The 20,402-nt window shown below is 71.8% G+C and carries 18 protein-coding genes and 1 pseudogene; 12 read left to right on the top strand and 7 right to left on the bottom strand.

Annotated features, from left to right (window positions below; translation table 11 throughout):
• The first annotated feature begins 64 nt into the window (after positions 1–64).
• The 9 genes and pseudogenes from C8K30_RS16695 to C8K30_RS16660 all read left to right on the top strand — a co-directional run bounded on the left by C8K30_RS16695 (position 65) and on the right by C8K30_RS16660 (position 12,504).
• Positions 65–2,287, top strand: coding sequence for an MMPL family transporter (locus tag C8K30_RS16695; protein ID WP_108494045.1), 2,223 nt, complete (start codon positions 65–67; stop codon positions 2,285–2,287).
• An 82-nt stretch (positions 2,288–2,369) separates the two neighbouring features.
• Entirely contained in the window at positions 2,370–3,428 is a 1,059-nt protein-coding gene (locus C8K30_RS16690; protein WP_108494044.1) for a LacI family DNA-binding transcriptional regulator, read from the top strand.
• 70 nt (positions 3,429–3,498) lie between these two features.
• On the top strand, positions 3,499–5,175 hold the full coding sequence (locus C8K30_RS16685; RefSeq protein ID WP_233257224.1) for an ABC transporter substrate-binding protein: 1,677 nt from the start codon (positions 3,499–3,501) through the stop codon (positions 5,173–5,175).
• An 82-nt stretch (positions 5,176–5,257) separates the two neighbouring features.
• Positions 5,258–6,235 carry an ABC transporter permease gene (locus C8K30_RS16680; RefSeq protein ID WP_108494043.1) on the top strand — a complete coding sequence of 326 codons (978 nt, stop codon included), beginning with the start codon at positions 5,258–5,260 and terminating at the stop codon, positions 6,233–6,235.
• Positions 6,201–7,190, top strand: a pseudogene (locus C8K30_RS31295) (ABC transporter permease); the annotation flags it as partial. The gene C8K30_RS16680 and the pseudogene C8K30_RS31295, both read left to right, overlap by 35 nt.
• Positions 7,191–7,334: 144 nt before the next feature.
• Positions 7,335–8,237, top strand: a complete 903-nt coding sequence (locus C8K30_RS31290) for an ABC transporter ATP-binding protein (RefSeq protein ID WP_233257263.1) — start codon at positions 7,335–7,337, stop codon at positions 8,235–8,237.
• The gene (locus C8K30_RS16670) at positions 8,234–9,283 is read left to right on the top strand and encodes an ATP-binding cassette domain-containing protein (protein WP_108494041.1); all 1,050 of its coding nucleotides are present in this window, start codon (positions 8,234–8,236) and stop codon (positions 9,281–9,283) included. The genes C8K30_RS31290 and C8K30_RS16670 overlap by 4 nt, the downstream gene beginning before the upstream one ends.
• 32 nt (positions 9,284–9,315) lie before the next feature.
• Positions 9,316–10,857 (top strand): glycoside hydrolase family 32 protein, encoded by a 1,542-nt coding sequence (locus C8K30_RS16665; RefSeq protein ID WP_108494040.1) that lies wholly within the window; start codon positions 9,316–9,318, stop codon positions 10,855–10,857.
• Positions 10,858–10,914: 57 nt separating this feature from the next.
• The gene (locus C8K30_RS16660; RefSeq protein ID WP_108494039.1) at positions 10,915–12,504 is read left to right on the top strand and encodes a glycoside hydrolase family 32 protein; all 1,590 of its coding nucleotides are present in this window, start codon (positions 10,915–10,917) and stop codon (positions 12,502–12,504) included.
• A gap of 46 nt (positions 12,505–12,550) precedes the next feature.
• On the opposite strand, the gene C8K30_RS16655 is transcribed toward C8K30_RS16660, so the two are convergent.
• Genes C8K30_RS16655 through C8K30_RS16635 form a run of 5 tightly spaced genes read right to left on the bottom strand, consistent with a single transcriptional unit; the run spans position 12,551 to position 16,588 of the window.
• The gene (locus C8K30_RS16655) at positions 12,551–13,021 is read right to left on the bottom strand and encodes a MerR family transcriptional regulator (RefSeq protein WP_108494038.1); all 471 of its coding nucleotides are present in this window, start codon (positions 13,019–13,021) and stop codon (positions 12,551–12,553) included.
• A gap of 10 nt (positions 13,022–13,031) precedes the next feature.
• On the bottom strand, positions 13,032–13,901 hold the full coding sequence (locus C8K30_RS16650; protein WP_108494037.1) for an SDR family NAD(P)-dependent oxidoreductase: 870 nt from the start codon (positions 13,899–13,901) through the stop codon (positions 13,032–13,034).
• Positions 13,898–15,145 carry an NAD(P)/FAD-dependent oxidoreductase gene (locus C8K30_RS16645; RefSeq protein ID WP_108494036.1) on the bottom strand — a complete coding sequence of 416 codons (1,248 nt, stop codon included), beginning with the start codon at positions 15,143–15,145 and terminating at the stop codon, positions 13,898–13,900. Before C8K30_RS16645 ends, C8K30_RS16650 begins: the two co-directional genes overlap by 4 nt.
• Positions 15,142–15,336, bottom strand: a complete 195-nt coding sequence (locus C8K30_RS16640) for a ferredoxin (protein WP_108494035.1) — start codon at positions 15,334–15,336, stop codon at positions 15,142–15,144. The genes C8K30_RS16645 and C8K30_RS16640 overlap by 4 nt, the downstream gene beginning before the upstream one ends.
• Positions 15,337–15,376: 40 nt before the next feature.
• Entirely contained in the window at positions 15,377–16,588 is a 1,212-nt protein-coding gene (locus tag C8K30_RS16635) for a cytochrome P450 (RefSeq protein ID WP_108494034.1), read from the bottom strand.
• A 227-nt stretch (positions 16,589–16,815) separates the two neighbouring features.
• Between C8K30_RS16635 and C8K30_RS16630 the strand changes: the two genes are divergently transcribed.
• Positions 16,816–17,475 (top strand): TetR/AcrR family transcriptional regulator, encoded by a 660-nt coding sequence (locus C8K30_RS16630; RefSeq protein WP_108494033.1) that lies wholly within the window; start codon positions 16,816–16,818, stop codon positions 17,473–17,475.
• Between the two features lie 37 nt (positions 17,476–17,512).
• Here the strand turns inward: C8K30_RS16630 and C8K30_RS16625 are convergent, their stop codons facing one another.
• Positions 17,513–18,403 carry a sigma-70 family RNA polymerase sigma factor gene (locus tag C8K30_RS16625; protein ID WP_108494032.1) on the bottom strand — a complete coding sequence of 297 codons (891 nt, stop codon included), beginning with the start codon at positions 18,401–18,403 and terminating at the stop codon, positions 17,513–17,515.
• A gap of 169 nt (positions 18,404–18,572) precedes the next feature.
• Here C8K30_RS16625 and C8K30_RS16620 point away from each other — a divergent pair, with 169 nt between their 5' ends.
• Positions 18,573–19,076 (top strand): DoxX family protein, encoded by a 504-nt coding sequence (locus C8K30_RS16620; RefSeq protein ID WP_158281035.1) that lies wholly within the window; start codon positions 18,573–18,575, stop codon positions 19,074–19,076.
• Positions 19,073–19,738: an NAD(P)-dependent oxidoreductase gene (locus C8K30_RS16615; protein WP_108494030.1), complete on the top strand. Its 666-nt coding sequence runs from the start codon at positions 19,073–19,075 to the stop codon at positions 19,736–19,738. The genes C8K30_RS16620 and C8K30_RS16615 overlap by 4 nt, the downstream gene beginning before the upstream one ends.
• A gap of 40 nt (positions 19,739–19,778) precedes the next feature.
• On the opposite strand, the gene C8K30_RS16610 is transcribed toward C8K30_RS16615, so the two are convergent.
• The gene (locus C8K30_RS16610) at positions 19,779–20,357 is read right to left on the bottom strand and encodes a TetR/AcrR family transcriptional regulator (protein WP_108494029.1); all 579 of its coding nucleotides are present in this window, start codon (positions 20,355–20,357) and stop codon (positions 19,779–19,781) included.
• Positions 20,358–20,402 lie beyond the last annotated feature (45 nt).

Genomic DNA, 20,402 nt, shown 5'->3' with positions numbered 1-20,402 from the left:
GGTGCCGGCACATGCGGCTCTGGTCACCGGATCCGGTCCTGCTCGACCGCCAGGGCCGGGCCTCGTGAGATCCACCCCGCACGTCGCGTCATCGCCCGACCCGCACTTGCGCGTGCCGCGCTGGCTCCGCGTGACCGTGCCGGCCGTGCTCATCCTCGCCTGGCTCGTGGGTGCGGCGATCGGCGGCCCGTACTTCGGCCGCGTCGACGAGGTCTCGTCCAACGACCGCACCGCGTACCTGCCCGCCACCGCCGAGGCGACCGAGGTACAGGGGCGGCTCTCCGGCTTTACCGAGGGTGACGCGTTGCCCGCCATCATCGTCTTCGTCGCGCCGGGCGGTTCCGCGGACGGGCTCACCGGCGACGACCTCGCCGCCGTCGACGAGCGGCTGAAGGTGGTCGCCGGCCTGGACGCCGTGGACGGCGCCGTCTCCCCGGCCATCCCCTCCGACGACGGCGCCGCCGCGCAGGCCTTCGTGCCGCTGTCCGGCTCCGCCGACCTCGGCGAGGCAACGGGCGAGCTGCGCGAGACACTGAGCACCGGCCTGCCCGACGGCGTCGAGGTGTACATCACGGGCCCCGCGGGCTTCTCCGGCGACCTGGTGTCGGCGTTCGCCGGCATCGACGGCATCCTGCTCGGCGTCGCCCTCGCGGCGGTGCTGGTGATCCTCATCGTCGTCTACCGTTCGCTGCTGCTGCCGCTGGCCGTGCTCGCGACCAGCATGTTCGCGCTGTGCCTTGCGTTGCTGACGGTCTGGCACCTCGCGCGGTCGGGGGTGCTGCTGCTCAGCGGACAGACCCAGGGCATCCTCTTCATCCTCGTCATCGGAGCGGCGACCGACTACGCCCTCCTGTACGTCGCGCGCTTCCGTGAGGAGCTGGCGCACACCCCTGACCGGTGGACCGCCACCCGGCGTGCCCTGCTCGGCTCGTTCGAGCCGATCCTCGCGTCGGGCGGCACCGTCATCGCGGGCCTGCTCTGCCTCCTACTGAGCGAGCTGCGCTCCAACAGCGCCCTCGGCCCGGTTGCCGCCGTCGGGATCGTGTTCGCGATGCTCGCGGCGCTCACCCTGCTTCCCGCGCTGCTGCTCGCGCTCGGCCGAGCGGCGTTCTGGCCTCGCCGCCCGGCGTACGACCCCGCCGCGGCGCGGGCCGGCACCCCGGACCGCGGGCTGTGGGGGCGAGTCTCCCGCGGCATCCGCACCCGGCCCCGGACCATCTGGATCACGACGGCGGTGGCCCTCGCCCTCGGCGCCGCGGGGATCACACAGCTTCAGGCCTCCGGCGTACCGCAGTCAGAGCTTGTCCTCGGCTCCTCCGAGGCACGCACCGGGCAGGAGCGGCTCGCAGAGCACTTCCCCGCCGGTTCCGGGAGCCCGGTCTACGTCGTCGCGCCGCAGGGCGAGCTGCAGCGGGCAGCCGACGTCCTGCTGCGGGAGGACGGCATAGCACAGGTGGCCGTCACCGCGGACACCCCCAGCGGGACCGCTCCGGTGACCGCCGACGGCATCGAGGCGGCCGGCCGGCCGGGTGGCGTGGCGGGTGGACCCGTGGAGGCGGCCGCGCCCGAGCCGGTGGTCTCCGACGGCGCAGTGCTGCTCCAGGGCACGCTCGGCGATGCCGCGGACTCGGCGGCCGCCGAACAGACCGTCCGCGACCTGCGCACCGCCTACGCCGACGCGGTGCCCGAGGCGCTCGTAGGCGGCGAGTCCGCCACCGACCTCGACACGAACGACGCGTCGATCCGGGACCGTGCCCTCATCGTGCCGCTCGTGCTCGTCGTCATCCTCCTGATCCTCATGCCGCTGCTGCGCGCCGTGCTCGCACCCGTGCTGCTGGTCCTCACCACCGTGCTGTCCTTCGGGACCGCCATGGGCGTGGCCGCTCTGGTGTTCAACGCTGTCGGGTTCCCCGGTGCGGACCCGGCGGTGCCGTTGTTCGGCTTCGTGTTCCTCGTCGCGCTCGGGATCGACTACAACATCTTCCTCATGACCCGCGTCCGCGAGGAGTCGCTCGCGCACGGCACGCGGGAGGGTGTGCTGCGCGGGCTGAGACTGACCGGTGGCATCATCACGTCGGCAGGCCTCGTGCTCGCCGCGACCTTCACTGCGCTCGCGGTCATCCCCGTGCTCTTCCTCGCGCAGCTCGCCTTCATCGTCGCCTTCGGCGTGCTGCTCGACACGTTCGCCGTCCGGTCGCTGCTGGTCCCCGCCCTGTCCTACGACGTCGGCCGGGCAATCTGGTGGCCCTCGAGGCTGGCCGGGCCCCCGGCGGCCGGGAACCCATAGCCGATCGCGATCCGGGGGTTGACGCCCGTTCCTAACGCGCGTAAGTTCCTCTCCTAACGCGCGTTAGTACGAAGGAGCGTCAATGTCGACGAGCGATGCCACACGCCGCCGCCCCCGTAGCGAGGGGGGCGGGCGTCCGCGACGCGGCGCCACGATGGGCGACATCGCGGAGCGGGTCGGCGTCTCCCGCACGACGGTCTCGTTCGTGCTCAACGACCGGGCCGACGCCGGGATCCCCGACGAGACGCGTCGCCGCGTGATCGACGCGGCCGCCGAGCTGGGCTACCGCCCGAACGCTGGGGCCCGCGCGCTCGCGGCGCGCCGGAGCGACTGGTACGGGATCGTGACGGAGATCGTCACCGCGCCGTTCGCGGTCGACGTGATCAAGGGCGCTCAGGACCGCGCTCTCGAGCAGGGCAAGTTCCTGCTGATCACCTCGAGCGAGCCGGAGGTGGCCACCGAGGCCGCCGGGATCGAGAAGCTGCTCGAGCAGCGCGTCGAGGGGATCCTCTACGCCGCCACCTGGCACCGGGCCGTCCGCGTGCCGGACGTCGTCCGCGAGGTACCGGCCGTGCTCGTCAACTGCTTCGACGCCGAGGGCAGCCTCCCCGCCGTCGTCCCGGACGAGGTGGGCGGGGGCCGGCGCGCCACACAGCGGCTGCTCGACGCCGGGCACACCCGCATCGGGTTCATCACGCTCGACCCGACGATCCCCGCGAGCGTGGGCCGCCGGCAGGGCTACGAGGAGGCGCTCGGCGCAGCCGGCGTCCCGGTGGACCCGTCGCTCGTGGTCGCGGGCGATGCCACCGCCGACGGCGGGTACGCGTCCGCCTGCGAGCTCCTGGATCGCGCGGACCGCCCGACGGCGATCTTCTGCGGCAACGACCGGATGGCCATGGGGGCCTACGACGCCATCAAGGAGCGTGGCCTCGCGATCCCTCACGACGTCGCCGTCGTGGGGTTCGACAACCAGGAGCTCATCGCCGCGTACCTGCGTCCGCGGCTCACCACCATCGCCCTTCCCTTCCAGGAGATGGGCGCTCGCGGCGTCGACATGCTCGCCGCGCTCACAACGGGTCAGTCGATCGGCACGGAGACCGTGACGATCGACTGCCCGCTGCTCGAACGGTCGTCGGTCTGACGCCAATCAACCCCGGCGACCACAACACCCACCCTTCGCCTTCAGCGATGAAGAGAGGAATGCGATACCGATGATTACACGTTTTCGCCCGGTTCGGCGCGCAGCGCGCGTGGTCGCGCTGGCGCTCGCCGGCGCCCTTGCCCTCGCGGCATGCGGGACGGGCGGCTCCGGCGGTGGCACCAACGAGGGTGCCTCCGCTGTGCCACTGATCGTGCCGCGCGAGGACATGGGGACCTTCGTGCGCAACTTCAACCCGTTCTCGCCGACCGTCGCCCCCATGACCCAGCAGGCCGTCTACGAGCCGATGTTCGTCTACAACCCGGCGGACGGCAGCACGACGCCGTGGCTCGCGACCGAGTGGCGCACGTCCGACGACGGGAAGGAGCTGACCTTCTCGCTGCGTGACGGCGTCCAGTGGTCCGACGGCGAGCCGCTGGTGGCCCAGGACGTCGTCACGACGTTCGAGCTGCAGAAGAAGCTTCTCGGCGGGCTGGACTACCTCGAGAAGGCCGAGGCGGTCGACGACGCAACCGTGGTCTTCCACCTCAACCGCGTCAGCTCGCCGGCCCTCTACGAGATCGGTCAGCAGATCATCATCCCGGACCACGTGTGGTCCGAGGTGGACGATCCGGCCAAGGACGCGAACGAGACCCCGGTCGGCACCGGGCCGTACACGGAGGTGCTCAGCTTCGAGAACCAGTCGTTCGACCTCGGGCCGAACCCGAGCTACTGGCAGCCCGAGAAGCAGAAGATCCCGTCGATCCGCATGCTCGCGTTCGCGGGCAACGACGGCGCGAACCTGGCCGCCGCCAACGGCGAGGTGGACTGGGCGCCGCAGTTCATCCCCAACATCGAGCAGGCGTTCGTCGCGCGGGACCCGGAGCACAACCACTACTGGTTCCCGCCGACCGGCTCGATGATCAACTGGCAGCTCAACACGACGAAGGCGCCGTACGACGACGTCGACGTCCGCAAGGCGCTCAGCATGGCGATCGATCGCGAGCAGATCGTCAACGTCGCGATGCAGGGTTACACCCACCCCGCGGACTGCACCGGTCTGTCCGGCGGCTACGACACGTGGCGCGACCAGTCCCTGGCCGACTCCTGCGAGTGGACGCAGCGTGACGTGGAGGCCGCCAACGCGTTGCTCGACGAGGCCGGCTACCCGCGCGGCGGGGACGGGAACCGCACGCTCAAGGACGGTTCTCCCTTCACCGTCACGATCTCGGTGGGCTCCACGTCGTCCGACTGGCTGTCGGTCGCCGAGATCATCTCGCAGAACCTGGCCGAGATCGGTGTCGAGGCCACCGTCGACTCGCCCGACTGGTCAGCCGTGGTGGCGGGCTACGAGGAGGGCTCCTTCGACAGCGGCATCGTGTGGAGCAACAACGCCCCGACGCCGTACCAGTTCTACCGCGGCACGATGTCGACCGAGACGGTCAAGCCCGTGGGCGAGCAGACGCTGGAGAACTACCACCGGTTCGGCGACGAGCAGGCGGACGCCCTGCTGACGGAGCTCGCCGCGACGACGGACCAGGACGCCCAGCGCACGATCGTCAACGAGCTCCAGGCCGAGTTCGACGCCGAGGCCCCGGTGATCCCCCTGTTCCCGGGCCCGGAGTGGGGCGCATACACCGACGCCCGGTTCACGGGCTGGCCGTCCGAGGACGACCCGTACGCCACGCTCAGCACGCGCGCTCCGACCACGGTGCTGGTGCTCACGACCCTCGAGCCCGCGCAGGGCTGACCGACGCCCGGCCGGCGTGACTCGCGCCGGCCGGGCGCCACACCATCACACCTCCCGCACCGCACCGAAAACGGAGGACGCCGTGCACTTCGTCCTGCGGCGACTGGGCTTCTACCTGCTCGCCTTCTGGGTGTCCATCACCCTCAACTTCCTTCTTCCGCGCTTCATGCCGGGCGACCCCGTCTCGCGGATGTTCGCCCGCTCCCAGAGCCGGATGACCCCCGAGCAGATCCTGCAGCTGCGCCAGCTCTTCGGGGTCGACGACCGCCCGCTCTGGCAGCAGTACCTCGACTACCTGGGCAACGTGTTCACGGGGGAGATGGGAGTCTCGATCTCCCGCTTCCCGACACCCGTCGTCGAGGTCATTGCCGGGCAGATCGGCTGGACCCTCCTCCTGGGCGGGACGGCGCTGCTGATCGCCGTCGTCGTCGGCAACCTCCTGGGCATCCTCGCCGCGTGGCGACGCGGCGGGTTCCTCGACTCGATGCTGCCGCCGGTCCTCGTCTTCGTCGGCTCGTTCCCGTACTTCTGGCTCGCGATGGGCGCGCTCTACCTGTTCGGGGTCTCGTTCGGGTGGTTCCCGCTGCGCCACGCGTTCAGCGCCGGCAGCTCCCCGGCCTGGACCGGCGAGTTCGTGAGCGACGTCGCCCTGCACCTCGTCCTGCCCGCCGTCACGATCGTCGTCGTCTCGATCGGCGGCTGGATGCTCGCGATGCGGAACACGATGATCGCCACGAACGCCGAGGACTACATAGTCATGGCCGAGGCGAAGGGCCTGCGCCCGGGCCGCATCATGTTCCGCTACGCGGCGCGCAACGCCATGCTCCCGGCCGTGACGTCCTTCGGGATGTCCCTCGGCTTCGTGGTCGGTGGAGCGCTGCTGACCGAGGTCGTGTTCGCCTACCCCGGCGTCGGCTACCAGCTCCTCGCCGCCGTGCAGGGACTCGACTACCCGCTCATGCAGGGCATCTTCCTCACGATCACGGCGGCCGTGCTGATCGTGAACTTCCTCGTCGACATCGTCTATGTCCGTCTCGACCCGCGCGTGCGGGTCTCCTGACGGAGCCAAGGAGACCGAGACCGTGTCCGTCACAGAATCCACGTCAGCATCCCTCGGCGCCCCCTCGGGAGTCGGCTCACGTCCCACCCCGAACGCGCGCCCCGACCTGGCATCCGACGCGTCGCCCCCGCCAGGGCCCGCCGGTCGGCCCGCTCCTCGTCGCGGGCTGCTGCGCAGCCTGTTCCGGAACCGTAAGGCGACCGTCGGCGTCGGGATCCTGCTGCTCTTCGGCGCGCTCGCACTCCTCGCGCCCCTCCTGGCCCCCGGGGACCCCATGGTCATCACCGACGCCGGTTCCCAGGCGCCGTCCGCCGAGCACCTGCTCGGAACTACGGCCAAGGGTCAGGACGTCCTCGCCCTCACCCTCTGGGGCGCCCGGTCGTCGCTCGCGGTCGGGCTTCTCGTCGGCCTCGCCGCGACCCTGGTGGGCGTGACGGTCGGGCTCGCCGCCGCCTACTTCGGCAAGGTCACCGACGACTTCCTGTCCCTCGTGACCAACGTCTTCCTGCTCCTGCCGGGGCTGCCGCTGCTCGTCGTCCTGGCGGCCTTCCTGCCGCCGGGCACCGGGACCGTGATCGTCGTCCTCATCGTCACCGGATGGGCCGGGGCGGCGCGCGTGCTGCGGTCGCTGGCGCTGTCCATCCGGGCGAAGGACTTCGTCGCCGCGGCGACCGTCACCGGCGAAGGCCCGGGCTGGATCATGTTCCGCGAGATCCTGCCCAACATGGCGTCCATCGTCATGAGCACGTTCCTGGGCGTGGTGATCTTCGGCATCGGCAGCCAGGCCGGGCTCGAGTTCCTGGGCCTCGGCGACATCTCGGTCGTCTCGTGGGGCACCAACCTGTACTGGGCCAGCAACGACGGCGCGCTCATGGTCGGTGCCTGGTGGGCCTTCCTGCCCTCGGGTCTGTGCATCGCGCTCGTCGCCTTCGCGCTCGCGCTCCTCAACTACGCGGTCGACGAGGTGACGAACCCGCGGCTGCGCGTGCCCCGGCGTCGGCGCGCCGGGGTGCGCGCGCCCGGCGGCGGGACGGCCGTGTCCGGTGCCGCGGAAGCCGTCACGGGCCCCGCAGGCGCGAACGGGCACGGCGCGGCCCCCGTGCTCGAGGTGCGCGACCTCACCGTCGAGTACCGGAGCGAGAACCGCACGGTCGTCGGTGCCGACCGCGTCTCGTTCACCATCGGCGAGGGTGAGGTCTTCGGCCTCGCGGGCGAGTCCGGCTGCGGGAAGTCGACGGTCGCCCATGCGATCATGCGCCTGCTGCGCGAGCCGGCCGTCATCACCGGGGGGAGCGTGCGGTTCTGCGGGCGCGACGTGCTCGCGATGCCGGACGACGAGCTGCGCAGCCACCGCTGGCGCGACGTCGCGATGGTGTTCCAGTCCGCCATGAACTCGCTCAACCCGGTCATGACCATCGGCGACCAGATCGTCGACGTCTTCACCACGCACGAACGTGTCTCGCGCACCGAGGCGCGGCGGCGCGCCGGTGACCTGCTGGAGCTCGTCAAGATCGAACGTTCGCGCCTGCGCGCCTACCCGCACCAGCTCTCCGGTGGTATGCGACAGCGCGTCGTGATCGCGATGGCCGTGGCGCTGCGCCCGCGGCTGCTCATCATGGACGAGCCCACCACGGCGCTCGACGTCGTCGTCCAGCAGGAGATCATGTCGCAGATCGCGGACCTGCGCCGGGAGCTCGGCTTCGCCGTGCTGTTCATCACGCACGACATGTCGCTCATGATCGAGCTCTCCGACCGGATGGCCGTGATGTACGGCGGACGGTTCGTCGAGTCCGCACCCGCCGCGACGATCCTCGCGGAACCGCGGCACCCGTACACGCGCGCTCTGATGAACGCGTTCCCGCCGTTGACCGGGCCCCGCACCGAGCTCAGGGGTCTAGCCGAGGGCGTGCGGTTCACCGGCATCGGCGACCTCGTCGAGGTGGCCGGAGGCCACTGGGTGGCGCCGCACGACGAACCCCACGACCAGGAGGTCCCAGCATGAGTGCCACGACCGACCACGCACCCGGCCGGGCCGGCATCGCCGACCCCGCCACGCCGGTGGTGCAGATCCGCGGGCTGGTCAAGGACTTCCCGGTCGGCGGACTCCTCTCGAGTGCCACGTTCCGGGCGCTCGGCGGTATCGACCTCGACGTCCGGCGGGGCGAGATCATGGCCCTCGTCGGCGAGTCCGGCAGCGGCAAGTCCACGATCGCGCGTTGCCTGGCGCGCCTCGAGCAGCCGACGTCGGGCACGCTCCTGGTCGACGGCGTCGACGTGCTGAAGACCGAGCCGCGGCGCGCTTCTCGCGCGTACCGGGCCAAGGTGCAGATGGTCTTCCAGGACCCGTTCGGTTCCCTGAACCCCGCGCACCGCGTCGAGCACTTCCTCACGCGGGCGCTCCGGCTGCACCGCCGCACGGCCTCGGACGCCGCACTCAGGAGCCGGCTCGCCGAGCTCATGGACACCGTCGACCTCGACCGGGCAATGCTCGACGCGTATCCCCACGAGCTCTCCGGCGGCCAACGTCAGCGCGTCGCGATCGCCCGCGCGCTCGCCGTCGAGCCGGAGGTCATCCTCGCGGACGAGCCCACGTCCATGCTCGACGTGTCGGTGCGCATCGGGATCCTCAACCTGATGCGGCGCCTGCGCGACGAGCGGGGCATCTCCGTGCTCTACATCACCCATGACCTCGCGGCGGCACGGTACGTCGCGGACCGGACCACCGTGATGTTCGCCGGCGAGGTGGTGGAGGCGGGCGAGTCGACGGCCCTCATGGCCGATCCCGCCCACCCCTACACCCGGCTGCTGCTGTCGGCCGTCCCGGACCCGCGCCGCGCGGGAACGTTCGACCCGGTCGAGCGGGCCGCGCTGCGTGCGCAGGTGCTCGGCGCCACGACGTGCCCCTACGGGGCCGACGAGCAGTGCCGGGACGACGCGCCGGTACAGCATGTCGTCGCACCCGGCTGGACCGTGCGTTGCCACCGCTTTCGCCCGCAGGCCGAGGTGGCCCGCCGGGCTCTCGACGTGGCCGGAACGGCCTCCGCCTGAACACCGCCCGCCCCGGACAAGGAAAGAGCTGCATGAACGAGCTGACCGTCGGCACCGCACGACGCGCCGACGACGGGATGGTCGAGCGCGCCGAGGCCGACCCGCATCGACCCCGCTTCCACTTCGTCTCGCCGGCCGGATGGCTCAACGACCCGAACGGTCTGAGCCAGTGGGACGGGACGTTCCACCTCTTCTACCAGTACAACCCCTACTCACCCGTCCACGACCGCATCCACTGGGGGCACGCCACCAGCACCGACCTGGTCCACTGGACGGACGAACCGGTCGCGCTCGTCCCCGGCGAGACCGGACCCGACGCCGAAGGATGCTGGTCCGGCGTTCTCGTCGACGACGGCGGGACCCCGACTGTCGTGTACTCGGGGCGGCACGCCGGGCGCGAGCTGCCGTGCGTGGCGGTCGGCTCCGCCGACCTGCGCACCTGGACACCGGTCAAGGAGAACCCGGTCATCGCCGCCACTCCCCCGGATGTGGACGTCACCGCATACCGCGACCACTGCGTCTGGCGGGAGGACGGCCGGTGGCGCCAGCTCGTGGGATCGGGCATCCGGGGCCGGGGCGGCGCCGCGTTCCTGTACGAGTCCGCCGACCTGCGCTCCTGGACGTACGTCGGCCCGCTCGTGGTCGGCGACGCGTCGATCGGCGCGCTGGGGGACCCGGACTGGACCGGGACGATGTGGGAGTGCGTCGACCTGTTCCGGCTCCCTGGCCAGGACGCGACCACGGACGTCCTCGTCTTCTCCGCGTGGGACGAGGGGGTCACCCACCACCCGCTGTACTGGATCGGCGCCTACGCGGGCGACGCCTTCACGCCGCACCGCCTCGGTCGACTCGACTACGGCGGCCGATACTTCTACGCTCCGCAGTCCTTCCAGGACGCTCAGGGCCGGCGCCTGATGTTCGGGTGGCTGCAGGAGGGCAGGCCGGACGCCGCGGCGCTGCTCGCCGGATGGTCGGGCGTCATGTCGCTGCCTCGGCAGGTGACCCTGTCGCCCGACGGGGCACTGGCCCAGGAGCCCGCTCCCGAGGTCAGCCTGCTGCGGCGCGAAGGCATCAGCACCGCCCCGGGCCTGCTGGGCGGCGGCGAGCGCCGGGCCGTCGAGATCTCGGGGGATCAGCTCGACCTCGAGATCGATGTCGTCCTGGCGCCGGGTTGCAGCCTCGAGCTGGACGTCCGGGCCGCCGGACAGGTCGACGACCCTGCCGGGGAGCGCACGCGCCTCGTGCTCGAGCGCGAGCAAGGCGGCGCGGTCATGCTGCGCCTGGACCGCTCGCGGACCAGCCTGGACCCCGCCGTCGACGCGACGCCCCGGTCGGGCGAGATCCCGGCCGGGCCCGACGGCGCGGTGCGGCTGCGGGTGATCGTCGACCACTCGGCCCTGGAGGTCTTCGCGAACGGCCGGCCGCTCACCGCGCGGGTCTATCCGACCCGGCTCGACGCCACCGGCGTCGAGCTCGCCGCTCCCTCCGGTGCGGTCACCGTGACCCGCCTCGACGGCTGGCACATGGCCGACGCCTGGGACGACCGGACCCGGGAGCTCTGGCCGACGCCCTGACCACGCCCGCTTCAACACGACGCAGCGCACGCAATCGCGACAGAGAGGTCGACCCCTATGAACACCATCCAGCCAACCCGCCGAGCCCTGATCCTTGGTGCGGCCAGCGGCCTCGCCGCCGGCGCCGCGGGTGGCGCGCTCGGGCCTACCGGTGCGGCGGCCCACGCCTCCGCGAGCCCTGCACCCGACAAGCGCAGAGGAGACCGGCGCGTGCACCAGACCTATCGTCCCGCCTACCACCTGAGCGTCCCGGACAACTGGAAGAACGACCCGCAGCGCCCCGTCTACCTCGACGGCGAGTACCTCTACTACTACCTGTACAACGCCGACTACCTCGCCGGCGGCCCTGGCACGGCCTGGCGGCTCACCACGACCCGTGACCATGTCTCGTTCGCCGACCAGGGTGTCGCCATCCCGAAGAACACCAATCCGAACGGTGACTGCTGGTCCGGATGCCTCGTCGTCGATCACGCGAACACGGCGGGGTACGGGGCCGGCGCCGTCATCGCGCTCGTCACGCAGGCGCCCGCCGGCAAGCAGGCGCAGTACCTGTGGTACTCGACCGACCGCGGTCGTACGTTCCAGGCCGGTGGCACCGACCCGGTGCTGCCGAACCCTGGCGAGCACGACTTCCGGGACCCCAAGGTCATCTGGGACGACGCGCGGTCGCGCTGGTTCATGGCGAACGCCGAGGGGCACCGGATCGGGTTCTACGCGTCGGACGACCTGCACCGCTGGGAGAGGGTCGGTGAGTTCGTGCGGGACGACATCGGGCTGCTCGAGTGCCCCGACATCTTCCCGATGCGAGCCGGCGACGGCTCGGACCACTGGATCCTGGGAACCAGCGCCAACGGCAAGGGACGCGGGCTTCCGGCGACGTACGCCTACTGGACCGGTGGCTTCGACGGGGCCGGCTTCGTCCCGGACGAGGCGGAACCGCAGTGGCTCGACTGGGGGTACGACTTCTACGGCGCCGTGACCTACCCGCACCACCGAGCGGACGGGACCGAGGACTCCGCCATCCGTCACGCGCTCGGGTGGGCGAACTTCTGGGACTACCCCCACAACGCACCCAGCATGGCGACCGACGGCTACAACGGCGACGACATGATCGTGCGGGACGTGCGACTCGAGCGTGGCGACGACGGGACCTACTACCTCGCATCGCAGCCGACGGCGGCGCTCTCCGACCACGTCACCCGCACCCACCGGCTGGGCGACGTCAGTGTCGACGGCACGCGCGATCTCGACGTGACCGCGAGAGCGTACGAGATCTCGTGCGACCTCGTGTGGGACCCCGCGAACCGGCCCGGCAACATCGGGTTCGAGCTCTGCCGGGCGCCCGGCGGTGGGCGGCACGTCGCGGCGGGCGCCTACCTCGACGGCGGGTTCGTCTTCGTCAACCGGCGCCCGACCTTCAACCCGGCCGGGGGCGAGTCCCAGACACCTGTCGACCGGACGGCCGGACGCCTTCGCTTCCGAGCCCTGGTCGACCACGCCAGCGTCGAGGTCTTCGTGGGTGACGGCCGGATCGTGCACTCGCACAGGGTCTTCCCGCTGGCCGGCGACAACCACATCCGACTCTTCTCCTCTGGCGGGGTGGCGACGTTCGAGGACCTGACGGTGCGGGAGCTCGAGGTGAGCTGACCCGCCGCAGGGCACCTCAAGAGTTCTCGACGTGCCCTGCGGAGCGTCACACGTCCGGCCCCGTCGAACCTCCGTAGGTGGCGATCTTGTACTCCGTGGCCGCCAGCGAGAGGGTCAGCTCCCGGATCCGGCGCCGGATCGTGTCGCGGTGCTCGAGCAGGATGTCGAGCCGCTCGGGCTCGGTCTGCTTCCCGGCGTCGACCAGCGAGACGTAGTGCTGCAGGTCCCGCATCGGCATGCCGGACAGCCGCATCCGGGTGAGGAAGACCAGGCGCCGCACCGCCTCGGCGTCGTACACCCGATGGCCGACGGCGTCGCGGGACACCGCGACCAGGCCGGACCGCTCGTAGTAGCGCAGCGTGTGGGGCGAGACGTCGAGGTGGGCGGCGGCCTCGGCGATCGTCATGGGCTCGGGCGTCCCGGTCAGGTCCGCGAGGGCGTGGATCACCTCGACCGACGGCGCGCCGTCCTCCCCCAGCGCCGCCAGCGCCCGCGACATCAGATCGTCCGTGGCCATGGTCTCCAGCCTAGAAGGCCCGGACGGCCGGGGGCACGCCCGGGAAGTCCGCCGACTCGCTCACCCGGGCCCACTTGTCGACGTCGTCGAGCGCGCGGACGTAGGCACGCTTGAGATTGCGGACGGACTCGGCCCCGAGCGGCAGCCGCAGCGGTGCGTCGAACGCGTCGAGCACCTCGCGGATCACGGAGGCGCCGCGCTCCGGGTCGCCCTCCTGGATGCCGTCGGCCTCCGCCATGTTCGCGCGCACCGCGCCGGTCACCGCGTCGTAGGACGGGTCCTGCGCCGCTGTGTTGAGGACCTCGGACGCGTTGAACTCGGTGCGGAACCGGCTGGGTTCCACGATCATCACCCTGATCCCGAACGGGGCGACCTCGCCGGCGAGGGCCTCGGACCAGCCCTCCAGCGCGAACTTGCCTGCGGAGTAGCTGCCGACCGCCGGGAACGACATGCGCCCGCCCTGGCTGCTCATCTGCACGATCGCGCCCGAACCGCGTTCCCGCATGTGCGGGAGGACCGCGCGCACGTAGGCGGCAGGACCGAACAGGTGCTGGTCGAGCATGTCCCGCAGCTCGCCGTCGCTGACCTCCTCCGCCGCCCCGACCTGCCCGGCACCGGCGTTGTTGACGAGCACGTCCACCTGCCCGAACGCGTCCAGGGCCCGCCGCACGACCGCGGCGGCCGCACCCGTGTCCCGCACGTCGTGCTCCACCGCGAGCAGCTGATCCCCGTACCGGGCCTGGAGAGCGTCGAACCGGGCGGCCCGGCGCGCCGTCCCGACGACCCGCTCGCCGGCCCGCAGCGCGGCCTCGGCCAGGGCCAGGCCGAGACCCGAGCTCGCGCCGGTGATGATCCATGTCCTGCTGTTGGTTGTCGTCATGCCGGCGACGCTAGGTCTTCGAGCGCGCTCGAAGGCAAGCCCTGGCGGACGCCGGCCGGGACGCCGTCCGCCAGGGTCAGCGCGTCGGCGACCTGCCCGCGGTGGACCCGGGTCTGCTTGGGCATGTTCCAGCCGACGACGGCGCGGGCGACGCCGCCGCTGCGACAGAGCGCGACGAAGCGGCGGGCTGCCGGGTCGCCCTCGACGACCTCGACCTCGGCGTCGGCCGGGATCAGGCCGTGGACCATCACCTTGACGTCGTACTGGTCCGTCCAGAAGTACGGGACCGGGGTGTACGGCTGGTCGGCGCCCAGGATGTTCGACGCGACCGCCACCGCCTGCTCGGTCGCGTTGGTCCGGTTCTCGAGCCGCAGCAGGGCACCGAGGCCCTGGTGCCGCCACCGGGCCACGTCGCCGACCGCGTAGATGCCGTCGGCCGCCCGGCACGTGGCATCGCAGACGATCCCGTTCTCGCAGGTCAGTCCGCTGTCGGCCAGCCAGTCGGTGGCGGGGATGCCGCCGATGGCGACCACGACGACGTCGGCCGGCAGCCGCTCGCCGGACTCCAGGACCACCCCGGTCACCCGGCCGGACACGCCGGCCAGCCCGCTGACTCCGGTGCCGAGCCGCAGCCTGACGCCCTGCTCGGTGTGCAGGTCGCCGAGCAGGCCCCCGGCCCACGCACCGAACTGGCTCTCCATCGGGACGGACTGCGGCCCGGCCAGGGTGACGTCCAGGCCGAGGCCGCTGCCCGTGGCCGCGACCTCGGCGCCCAGCACCCCGTCGCCGACGACGACCAGCCGGCCGGCGACGGCGAGCTCCGCACGCAGGGCGACGGCGTCGTCGAGGGTGCGGATCACGTGCACGCTGGCCAGGTTCGCCTGCCCGGGGAAGGTCCGCGCCCGCACGCCGGTCGCGATCACTATCGCGTCGGCGCCCAGCCGGCGCCCCGACTCGGTCCGGACGGTGCGGTTCATGACGTCCAGGCCGGTGGCCCGGTCGCCGAGGACAAGCTCGGCGTCCAGCGCCCGCAGCGCGGGCTCCGGGCGCAGCTGCGCCCGGACCGGCTCCCATGCGCCCGACAGCACCTGCTTGGAGAGCGGCGGCCGGTCGTACGGGAGGTGCGTCTCGTCGCCGAGCAGGGTGATCCGCCCCTCGAACCCCTTGCGGCGCAGGGCCTCCGCGGTGGTCAGGCCGCCGGCCGAGGCGCCGACGACCAGGACGCTCCCGGGCGGGACAGTCACTCGATCAGGCCGATCGCGGCGGCCGGGCAGACGCTGACGGCTTCACGGACGGCGTCGTGCAGCTCCGGGCCGGGGGCCTCGTCGAGCAGCATCACTATGCCGTCGTCGTCGCGCTGGTCGAACACGTCCGGGGCGACCAGGACGCAGGTTCCCGCGCCGCAGCACTTGTCTTCCTCGACGATGACCTTCATCTTGTTCCCTCTTTCGTGAGCTCGTGCTTCGAACGGACCGCTACCACTGCACCGGGAGCTCGCTCAGGCCGCCGACGGCGAGGCCGTCGACCCGCACGAGCTCCTCGGCGCCGACCGCCAGGTCCAGCGTCGGCAGCCGGCGGAGCAGCGTCTCCAGGGCGACCTGGAGCTCCGTCCGGGCCAGCGCCTGGCCCAGGCAGGAGTGGGCGCCCGCGCCGAACGCGAGGTGCGGGTTCGGGCTGCGGGTCAGGTCGAGCTCGTCCGCGCCGGCGAAGGTCGACTCGTCGCGGTTGGCGGCGGCCATGCTGCACACGACCGTCGTGCCGCTCGGCACGGCGACGCCGGACAGCTCGATCTCCGTGTCGATGTAGCGGACCATGCCGAACCCGGCGTTGGCGTCGAAGCGCAGCGCCTCCTCGACCGTGGACCGGACGAGCTTGGGGTCGGCCAGCACCTGCTCCCAGCGCGAGCGGTCCGCCAGCAGCATCGCGACCATCTTGGTGATCATGTTGGCGGTGGTCTCGTGCCCGGCCACCAGCAGCCCCTGGCCCGTGGCCACGAGCACCGCCGTCGACAGCGGCCGCCCGTCGGCGTCGGTGGCGTCGATCAGCTCGCTGAGCAGGTCGTCGCCGCGGTTGGCCCGCTTCAGCTCGACGTGGTGTGCCATGTAGGTGCCGAACTCGGTCATCGCGGCGACCATCTCGTCCTGCGTGTAGCGCGTCATGCTGAGCATGCAGTCGGACCAGTAGGAGAACTTGTCCCGGTCGCTGTCCGGCACGCCGAGCATGTCGCAGATCACCCAGACCGGGAGCGGGAACCCGAAGGCGGCCTTGAGATCGACCGGGCCGCCCTTCTCGATCATCGAGTCGATCAGCTGGTCGGCCATCGCCGTGATCCCCGGCCGCAGGGCGGCCATCCGCTTGGCGGTGAACCACTTGCCGACCAGGCGTCGCCAGGTCAGGTGGCCCTCGCCCTCCTGCGGCAGCACCGTCGCCATCTCGCTGTTGAAGAGGCCGCCGTCGTCGGTGTCGGCGACCCGGGCCGCGTCCTTCTTGCCGGTCCCCCGGCTGAACCGCGGGTCGGACAGGACGGCCCTCACGTCGTCGTACCGGGTGACGAGCGACGCCGGGTCGCCGCTGGCGAACCGCACGTGGGCCACCGGGCACTTGGCGCGCAGCTCGGCCCACTCAGCAGGCGGCTCCAGCGCAAGGTCGGAAGGAATCGGGTAGGACAGGATCTCGGACTCGGTCATGAACGGGATCTCTCTGGTGGGGGTTCCTTGGTGCCGAGGGCGAGCTTTCACCCCCGGTGACCTCAGTAGATCGACCAGAGTGACCTAAGTCAAGCAACTGCTTTAAAATTGACGGAACCTGACTCTCCCCTGGAAGGGACCCCCGTCTGAGGTGGCGTTCCAGCCCCACCGGAGCAAAGCTCTCTAAGCTATAGCCCACAACGAACAACGAGAGACAAGAGGTCACAGTGCAAGCCAAGCCGACGCGGGCGGACAAGGTAGCCCAGACCCGCGAGCGGATCCTCGACGCGGCCGAGCGGCTCTTCGCCGAGCACGGGCTGTCCGCGGTGTCCAACCGGCAGATCAGCGAGGCCGCGGGCCAGGCGAACAACTCCGCCGTCGGCTACCACTTCGGCACCAAGTCGGAGCTGATCAAGGCGGTCGTCAGCCGCCACGTCCTGCCGATGGAGCAGATCCGCGAGCGGCTCCTGGCCGAGCTCGGCGACGATCCCGGGGTCCGGGACTGGGTCGCCTGCACCGTCCGGCCGATGACGGACCACCTCGCCTCGCTGCCCGGCGTCACCTGGTGGGCCAGGCTCGTCGCCCAGATCTCGACCGACCCGAGCCTCTACCTGGCGGAGCTCGACGAGTCCACGGCGTCCGACGTCCGGCGACGGACCGACGAGGGGCTGCGCAGCAGCGTGCCGAGCCTGCCGGACGAGGTGGTCGACGAACGCGAGCGCATGGTCCGCAACCTCGTCGTCTACGTCTGCGCCGAACGCGAGCAGGCCCTCGCGGAGGGCTCCCCCACCGCTCGCGCGACCTGGGACGAGACCGCCGTCGGCCTGATCGACGCGATCACCGGTATCTGGCAGGCGCCGGTCACGCCGGTAGTGCGGGCCGGCTGAGCCGCGCCGCGGCACCCACCGCGGCTCGCCGCCGCGTTCAGCGCAGCACCACCGTATGGATCGCCGCGATCAGGCCGTTGGCGATCTGCAGCCGGATCAGCGCCACCGGGTCGCCGCCCTGCGTGGCGACGACGGCCATCCCGTCGTCCAGGGCCAGCGGCGCCAGCGTCCAGCCGGACTGCGGGCCCAGGTACCTCAGCGATCCGCTCGCCACCCGCTCGGCGCCGACGTCGAACCCGACGCGCCTGCCGTCGAGGGTCGCCCAGCCTGACACGTCCGGGTGCAGGGTCCGGGCCAGCGCATCCAGGTCTCCCCCGGCGCACGCCGCGATGAAGCTGTCGACGACGTCCTGGAGCCTCGGGTCGGGGCGCGGCACGTCCGACGTCGGACCGGACTCCCGGATCGCCCGCCGGGCGCGGCTGGCGAGCTGGCGGCACGCGGCGGGAGTCCTGCCCACCGTCTCCGCCACGCTGTCGAAGGGGATCCCGAACACGTCGTGCAGCAGGAACGCCGCACGCTCGCCCGGTGTGAGCCGTTCGAGCACGACGGCTAGCGCGCGCCGGATCTCGTCGTCCAGGGTGACGCGGTCCGCCGGGTCCGGCGCGTCGGCAGCGCCGTCGAAGCCCCACTCGGTCGGGTCGTGCGGCGCGGAGAGGCGGCCGTGCGCGGACCCGATCCGGTCCAGCGCGAGCCGCCGCACCACCACTACCAGCCAGCCGCGCAGGTCCCGGATCTCGCCGACCTCCTGCGTCGCCAGGCGGGCGAACGCGTCCTGGACCACGTCCTCGGCCTCGGCGGGGTCGCCGAGGATCCGGTGCGCGACGGCGAGCAGGTAGGCCCGGTCGGCCCGTGAGGAGGCGGCAACGCGTTCGGCCGCGGTGGGTTCGGCCCGGTCCGGTTCGGCTGCGCCGCGTTCGGTTTCGCTCATGCTCACAAGACGATCGTTCACCCTCGGATGTGACAGCTCGGCGCGGCAGCTCCTGCGAGACGGCTCCGGTGAGACGGCTCCCCAGCGACAGCGTCACACACTCGCCCACTCGTTCGTCCTGTCCCGCACCGGCCGGCAACCCGCCGTCCGACAAGCTGAAGGAGCCACCATGCTCACCACCACCCTGTGGGCGGCGCAGATCATCCTCGCCCTGTTCTTCCTGTTCGCGGGCCTGCCCAAGATCCTCGGCCGCGGCATCGACCGCTGGACCGGGTTCGACGACGTCCCGCGGCCCCTCACGATCCTGATCGGCATCGCGGAGGTCGCCGCGCCGGTCGCGCTCGTGCTCCCGATGCTCCTGGGCGGCCTCGAGTGGACAACTCCCCTCGCAGCCGCCGGCCTCGCGGTGGTCACGCTCATGGCGTGCGGCTTCCACCTCCGGGCCGGCGAGTGGCTCCCGGCCCTCGAGACAGCGATGTGGGCGATGCTCGCGGGCGCCGTCGCCGTCGGTCGCTGGGGCCTCCTGGCCACCGGGCCGTCCCTGACGCCCGAACTCCTGGTGCCCGTGATCGGGGTGCTCGTGGTGGCGCTCGTCGTCAACATCATCGCGATCTTCCGGACGCCGGCGCCGTCGCGCGCCGAGGCACTCGACACCGAGGCGGCGCGCGCATGAGGCTCGCGGTCGTCGCGGCCACCGGTGGCGTCGGCCGGCACCTCCTGGACCAGGCGCTCGTGGCCGGACACTCGGTCACGGCCCTCGTCCGCACCCCGGCGAACCTTCATGTGTCGGTCCCCGCGGTAGCGGTGGACCTCGCCGCTCCCGACACGGCACTCCTGCGCGAGGCACTCGTGGGCCAGGACGCCGTTCTGTCGTGCCTCGGGCCGCGAGGCACTGGCGAGTACGGGATCGTCGAACCCGGCACCCGGGCACTCACCGAGGCGATGCACGACGCCGGGTGCCGCCGCATCGTCGCCGTCAGCGGCCTGGGCGTCTCCACGGTCCCGACGCCGAGCCGGCCGCACCCGCCCCGGCGCGAGCCGGGTGCGGGCGTATGGAACCAGTACGTCGCGACGCCGCTGGGACGGCGCATGCTGGGCGACCACTTCGTGGACGTCGCGATGATGGAGCACGTGCTGCGCACGAGCGGGCTGGACTGGACGACCGTCCGCCCGCCGTATCTCAGCGACGGCCCGGCGACCGGCCGCTACCGCACAGCGTTGGGTCACGGCGTTCCTTGGGGCGTCCGGCTGTCCCGGGCGGACACGGCCCACCTCATGCTCCGGGTCCTGGACGACGCGGCGATGATCGGTCAGGCGGTGGGTGCCGCGGACTGATCTGGGCGACGGCGACCGCCGTACCGAACCGCAGCCGGTCTCACTGGCGCAGCAGCGGCAGAGTGATCTGATCAAGGATCTCCTCGATCGCACCGGGGTCGACCGTGCCACGCGCGAAAAACTCTGAGCGGATCAGGTCCAACGGGAGGGTGAGCTCGCGGGCGGAGCGCGGCCGCGCCGCCAGCTCACCACGGCCCTCGGCGCGTGTGACCACGGTCGCGACCATCTCCTCGGGCAGCACGTCGACGAGCTCGTCACGAACCGTCGCGGCAAAGGTGCTCTCGCCTGCGCTCTCGGTCAGCAGCCCCCACACGACGTCGGGAGTGACGTCTCCCGCCACCCGGACTACAGCGTTCATCAGCGCGAGGAGGTCGCCCCGGAGCGAGCCGGTGTCAGGCGGGACGATCGCACGGTGCCCGCTCGCGAGCGCGGCGTGCACCAGGTGGGCGCGGTTGGGCCAGCGTCGGTAGAGCACCGGCTTGCTCGTCCCGGCTCGTTCCGCGACCCCAGCGATCGTCAAGCCCGCATAGCCGTGCTCGGCAAGCTCGTCCCAGACAGCAGCGAAGATCGCCGCCTCGAGCACAGGGCCACGCCGTCGGGTGCCGGGAGAATCGCTCATCCGCCGATCTTAAGATACCTTGCGTTCCCTTTCGAGCCGGCCTAC

Source organism: Promicromonospora sp. AC04 (assembly GCF_003058225.1).
GTDB lineage: Bacteria > Actinomycetota > Actinomycetes > Actinomycetales > Cellulomonadaceae > Promicromonospora.
The sequence above is the reverse complement of the archived record's forward strand: the minus strand, read 5'-3'. Positions and strand labels throughout refer to the sequence as shown.